General features: G+C 69.1%; 7 protein-coding genes. 3 read left to right on the top strand and 4 right to left on the bottom strand.

The window, feature by feature from the left end:
* From AC1DY5_RS41240 to AC1DY5_RS41225, 4 genes are all read right to left on the bottom strand, one after another.
* Positions 1–465 (bottom strand): IS110 family transposase (locus tag AC1DY5_RS41240; RefSeq protein WP_478120218.1); only part of this gene is annotated, 465 nt, incomplete at its 3' end.
* 475 nt (positions 466–940) lie between these two features.
* On the bottom strand, positions 941–1,135 hold the full coding sequence (locus tag AC1DY5_RS41235; RefSeq protein ID WP_478120217.1) for a hypothetical protein: 195 nt from the start codon (positions 1,133–1,135) through the stop codon (positions 941–943).
* 15 nt (positions 1,136–1,150) lie between these two features.
* Complete coding sequence (locus AC1DY5_RS41230) at positions 1,151–1,396, bottom strand: serine hydrolase (protein ID WP_478120216.1); 246 nt, start codon at positions 1,394–1,396, stop codon at positions 1,151–1,153.
* Positions 1,397–1,541: 145 nt separating this feature from the next.
* Positions 1,542–2,678 carry an iron-containing alcohol dehydrogenase gene (locus tag AC1DY5_RS41225; RefSeq protein WP_478120215.1) on the bottom strand — a complete coding sequence of 379 codons (1,137 nt, stop codon included), beginning with the start codon at positions 2,676–2,678 and terminating at the stop codon, positions 1,542–1,544.
* Between the two features lie 114 nt (positions 2,679–2,792).
* Between AC1DY5_RS41225 and AC1DY5_RS41220 the strand changes: the two genes are divergently transcribed.
* The 3 genes from AC1DY5_RS41220 to AC1DY5_RS41210 all read left to right on the top strand — a co-directional run.
* A complete protein-coding gene (locus AC1DY5_RS41220) occupies positions 2,793–3,728 on the top strand; it encodes an alpha/beta hydrolase (RefSeq protein ID WP_478120214.1) in 936 nt (311 codons plus the stop codon).
* Positions 3,729–3,733: 5 nt separating this feature from the next.
* Positions 3,734–4,603, top strand: a complete 870-nt coding sequence (locus tag AC1DY5_RS41215) for a YbgC/FadM family acyl-CoA thioesterase (protein ID WP_478120213.1) — start codon at positions 3,734–3,736, stop codon at positions 4,601–4,603.
* Between the two features lie 104 nt (positions 4,604–4,707).
* On the top strand, positions 4,708–5,170 hold a 463-nt coding region (locus tag AC1DY5_RS41210; RefSeq protein WP_478120212.1), incomplete at its 3' end, for an alpha/beta fold hydrolase.

The following is a 5,170-nucleotide window of genomic DNA, read 5'->3' as shown; positions in this document are numbered from 1 at the left end:
GGCATCTTCGAGCACCTTGTCGATGCGCAAGACATGCGCGCTGCGCTCGCGCACGAACTGCTTGCGCGTGCGCGTGAGGGTGCGCAGTTCCTGCACGGCCACTGGCGGCACGAAGCTGGCGCGGATCAAGCCGTGGGCCAGCAGGTCCGCCAGCCACATCGAGTCGATGACGTCGGTCTTGCGCCCTGGCACGTTCTTCACGTGCGCGGCGTTGGCCAGCACCAGCTCGAAGTGGCCTTCAAGCACGTGCCACACCGGCTTCCAGTACACGCCCGTGGCCTCCATACCCACATGCTCGACGCCGAAGGAGTCGAGCCAGTCGGCCAGGGCCAGCAGCCCCGAGGTGGTGGTGGCAAAGGTGCGCACYTCCTGCRACGGSRGTCCGTCGCCGGCRRTGCGCACGCACGCCACCACCGTTTGCTTGTGCACGTCCAGGCCCGCGCAGCGCGGATAGATGACTTCCATGATCGCCTCCAATGTGCGGCGACATCGGCGTGCGGCCCACGTCATCGAAGTCTGAGATGCGTGCTCAGGGGCGCAAGGCCCCAGGCGACAGTACGGGGTGCTCGTGGAGCCGCGGGTCCAACTGAAATACGGGTTCGWGGCACCAAGTACAAACCGACCTCTTTGCCGGACGCCGCSCATCMATTACAGCAAAGTTTSATGCGTCGCGGGTCACGCAAAGATCACCCCCAAGGCTTGCCCACTTCGTGTGGCCGCCCCCCCTCTCCGGGGGCAACCCCAGCGGGCCGGCAAAGCCGGTTCCGCGGGGTGGGCCGTTCCCGTTTCATGCGTCGCGGGTCATGCGATAGCGTGGCGGCCTGGGGCGGGCTCACGCCAACTGCGCCGCGAATGTCCCCCGGCCTGCGGCCTCCTCCTTTATTTCGCTGCGCAGAGCACACCATCGACGTGATCCATCACAGCGATGGTTGACCAACGGTCACGCAGGGGCGGCAATCGCGGCCCCGACCGACGCCAGCGTCGCATTGCGCGCCTCCATCGAGGCGCTGCTCTGCGTCAGGTAGACCGCGGCCAGGATCGGGGCTCGGCCCGGCGGCCGCAGGATCGCGATGGCGTTCGCCGTGCCTTGGTCGCCCGAGCCGGTCTTGTCGCCGACCGCCCAGTCGGCCGGCACCCCGGCGCGCAGTCGCTAGCCGCCGGTCTGGTTGGCGGCCAGCCAGCGTTCCATCTGCGTCCGCGACGAGGCCGACAGCGCATTGCCCAAGAGAATCTTGTGCATGTCATCGAGCATGGCGCCGGGCGTGGTGGTGTCGCGCGGGTCGCCGGGCCGGGCCTCGTTGAGTTCGGTCTCGATCCGATCGAGCCGCGTCTGCGCATCGCCGAGCGTACGGGCGTAGCGCGTCAGGCCGGCCGGGCCGCCCAGGCACGCGAGCATCAGGGGCCGCTGGGCACCGAGGTGATGACCGGCAGCTACTGGCTCACGCGCCTGCGCTCGCGGCCGGCCAGCCCGGCGATGGCGCAGTTTCGCAACTGGCTGCTGGCCGAGGCCGGTGCCGTGGCGTGGACTTCCGGCTGAGGGCCTACATCGACGCTTCGAGCATCTGCCGATAGTCGTCGCGGGTGGCTAGGCGCGGGTTGGTCTTGTGGCAGTGGTCGGCCATCGCGCCGTCGATCACGGCCTCGAAGACGGCCGGCGTGACCCCGACCTCGGCCAGGCCCTTGGGCAGGCCCAGGCGCGCGCTCATGTCGCGGATCGCGTCGCCGAGGTCGCCGGCCGAGTCGAGGTGCATGGCCTGCGCCATGCGCTGCAGGCGCTGTTCCTTCTGCACCGATTCGGCGCCCGAATTGAAATGGATCACGGCCGGCAGGAAGAGGGCGTTGAGGGTGCCATGGTGCAGCCGCGKATCGATGCCGCCCAGGCTGTGGCTCAGCGAGTGCACGCAGCCCAGCCCCTTCTGGAAGGCCATCGCACCCTGCATCGAGGCGCTCATGAGGTTGAGCCGGGCCTCGCGGTCGCTGCCGTCGCGAGTGGCGCGCTCGATGTGCCCCCAGGCACGCTCTAGGCCATCGAGGCCGATGCCGTCGGCCGGGGGGTTGAAGGCCGCCGACATGAAGGTTTCCATGCAGTGCGCGATCGCGTCCATGCCGGTGGCGGCGGTCAGCCGGGGCGGCAGGCCGAGCGTGAGCTCGGGGTCGCAGATGGCCGCCTTGGGCATCAGGAACCAGCTGTGGAAGCCGAGCTTGCGGTGGTCGTCGACGATCACGATGGCGCCGCGCGCCACTTCGCTGCCGGTGCCGCTGGTGGTCGGCACCGCGATCAGCGGTGCCACGCGCTCGGTGATCTTCGGCGAGCCGCCCTCGATGGTGGCGTAGGTCTTCAGCGGGCCCTCGTGCGTGGCGGCGATCGCGACTCCCTTGGCGCAGTCGATGGCCGAGCCGCCGCCGACTGCGATCAGGCCGTCGCAGCGCGCCTCGCGGTACTGGGCCGCGGCCAGTCGGACGGCGGCCTCGGTCGGATTGGAAGGCGTCTGGTCGAACACCGCGGCCGGCAGGTCGCTGAGCGCGTCGAGCGCCTTCTGCAGGATGCCGGCGGCGCGCACGCCGGCGTCGGTTACGACCAGCGGCCGCGCGATGCCGATGCGCTCGCATTCGCTGCGCAGCAGCTGGATGGCGCCGAAGTCGAACTGGATCTGGGTCAGGTACTGGATGAGGGCCATGGGAGGACGCCGGTGTGTCGGACGGTACGATGGGAACCTTCGAATCTAACAAGCACCGACGCCCTTGGACACGAAAAAAACCCTTGCGCTTGTCACCCGCGATACAGGCCGGCCATGACAGCGTTGACCCCCAGGATGGCCGGCGTCATCGAGCGCATGGCCCGCGCCGGACGGCCCGCGCTGCATTCGCTGACGCCGGACGAGGCCAGGACCGCCTACGAAAAGGGTGCCGGCGTGCTCGAAGTCCCGAAGCCGCAGCTGGCGCGCGTCGAGGATCTCAGCGTGCCGGCGCGCGACGGCCATGCGCTGCCGGTGCGGCTGTATGCACCTTCGGCCGACGTGCTGCCCTTGCTGCTGTTCTTCCACGGCGGCGGCTTCACGGTCGGCAGCATCGCGACCCACGACACGCTGTGCCGGGTACTGAGCGAGCGCAGCGGCTGCGCCGTGGTCTCGGTCGACTACCGGCTGGCGCCGGCGCACAAGTTCCCGACCGCCGCCAACGACGCCTGGGATGCGCTCGCGCAGGTCGCGCAGAGCGCCGCGCAATGGGGTCTCGACGGCAGCCGGATCGCGGTCGGCGGCGACAGCGCCGGCGGCACGCTGGCCGCGGTCTGCGCCATCCTGGCGCGCGACGCCAGGCTGCCGCTCGCGCTGCAGCTGCTGATCTATCCGGGCACGGCGGCCCATCAGGACACGGACTCGCACCGGCGCTACGCCGAGGGGCCGCTGCTCGGCGAGGCGCTGATCAGCTGGTTCTTCAGCCTTTACCTGAACTCGAGCGCCGAGCGCGAGGACTGGCGCTTCGCGCCCCTGCACGCGGAAGATGTCGAAGGCGTCGCCCCGGCCTGGATCGGACTCGCGGAAGTCGACCCCGTGGTCGATGAAGGCATCGCCTATGCCGACAAGCTGCGTGCCGCCGGCGTCGCGGTTGACCTTGAAATCTATCGCGGCGTGATCCATGAATTTGTCAAGATGGGCCGCGCCATTCCCGAGGCGCTGCAGGCCCATGCCGATGCCGCGCTGGCCCTCCGACAAGCCCTTCAACCCTGATCGCCATGACCGAACTCCATCGCAAATCCGACTTCCGTTTCTTCCACCGCCTGCGCGTGCGCTGGGCCGAGGTGGACATGCAGAAGATCGTCTTCAATGCCCACTACCTGATGTACTTCGACACCGCGATCGCCGACTACTGGCGCGCAATGGCGCTGCCCTACGAGGAGACGATGCACGCGCTCGAGGGCGATCTGTACGTGCGCAAGGCAACCATCGAGTTCAATGCCTCGGCGCGGGTCGACGACCTGATCGACGTCGGCATGAAGTGCCTGCGCGTGGGCAGCTCGTCGATTGTGTTCCATGGCGGCCTTTTCCGCGGCGAGGACCTGCTGGTCAGCTGCGAACTGATCTACGTGTTCGCCGACCCGGCCACGCAGACCCCGAAGCCGGTGCCGCCGCTGCTGCGCGAGATCCTCTCCGGCTACGAGGCCGGCGAGCCGATGCGCGAGGTCGCCACCGGCGACTGGGCGCAGTGGGCCGATGGCGCCGGTAAGGTGCGGCGCGAGGTTTTCATCGAAGAACAGCGCATTCCCAGGGAACTCGAATGGGACGAGCATGACGCGACCGCACTGCACGCCGTGGCGCGCAACCGGCTCGGCCAGGTGATCGCCACCGGCCGCCTGGTGGCCGAGGCGCCCGGGCTGGGGCGCATCGGGCGCATGGCGGTGCATCGCGCGCTGCGTGGCGGCGGCCATGGCGAGGCGGTGCTGCGCGCGCTCGAGGCCGCGGCCGCGGCGCGCGGTGACAGCGAGGTGATGCTGCATGCGCAGCGCAGTGCTGAGTCCTTCTACCGGCGGCTGGGCTACGCTCCGCACGGCAAGCCGTTCGACGAGGCAGGCATCGGCCACATCGAGATGCGCAGAAAGATCTGACTCGCAGCCCGGGCAGGAGGCGCGAGTTCGCGCCGGGAATACCCGGTGGCAGGCGGCATGGACGCCGCTCAAGATGGCCGCTCCCATTTTTCGGAGACACATCGATGGCCAACTTCGTTCTTGTTCATGGCGCCTGGCACGGCGGCTGGTGCTACAGGGAAACCGCGACGGCGCTGCGGGCAGCCGGACACACGGTGTTCACGCCCACGCACACCGGTGTCGGCGAGCGTTTTCATCAGTCGGCCGAGAACATCACGCTCGAGACCCACATCCGCGATGTTTGCGGCTGCATCGAGTGGGAAGAATTGAGCGACGTGATCCTGGTCGGCCATTCGTACGGCGGCATGGTGATCACCGGCGTCGCCGACCGAATGGGCGACAGGATCCGCTCGCTGGTGTACCTCGACGCCTTCGTGCCCCGGCACGGCGATTCGCTGATCGGGCTGCTGTCCAAGGCGCTGGTGCCGGAGGTGGCGGCGCAGTTCATCGGCGCCTTCCGCGGCGCCGCGCTGCTGGACCATGGCGGGCTGATGCAGCCGATCCCGGCCGAGATGTTCAACATCGCCC

This window comes from Variovorax sp. P4_D9 (assembly GCF_056401695.1).
The sequence above is the reverse complement of the archived record's forward strand: the minus strand, read 5'-3'. Positions and strand labels throughout refer to the sequence as shown.

Bases quoted from the DNA above. Each gene is read 5' to 3' on its own strand.
- AC1DY5_RS41230 (WP_478120216.1), bottom strand. From the start codon at position 1,396: ATGCTCGCGTGCCTGGGCGGCCCGGCCGGCCTGACGCGCTACGCCCGT.
- AC1DY5_RS41220 (WP_478120214.1), top strand. From the start codon at position 2,793: ATGACAGCGTTGACCCCCAGGATGGCCGGCGTCATCGAGCGCATGGCC.
- AC1DY5_RS41215 (WP_478120213.1), top strand. From the start codon at position 3,734: ATGACCGAACTCCATCGCAAATCCGACTTCCGTTTCTTCCACCGCCTG.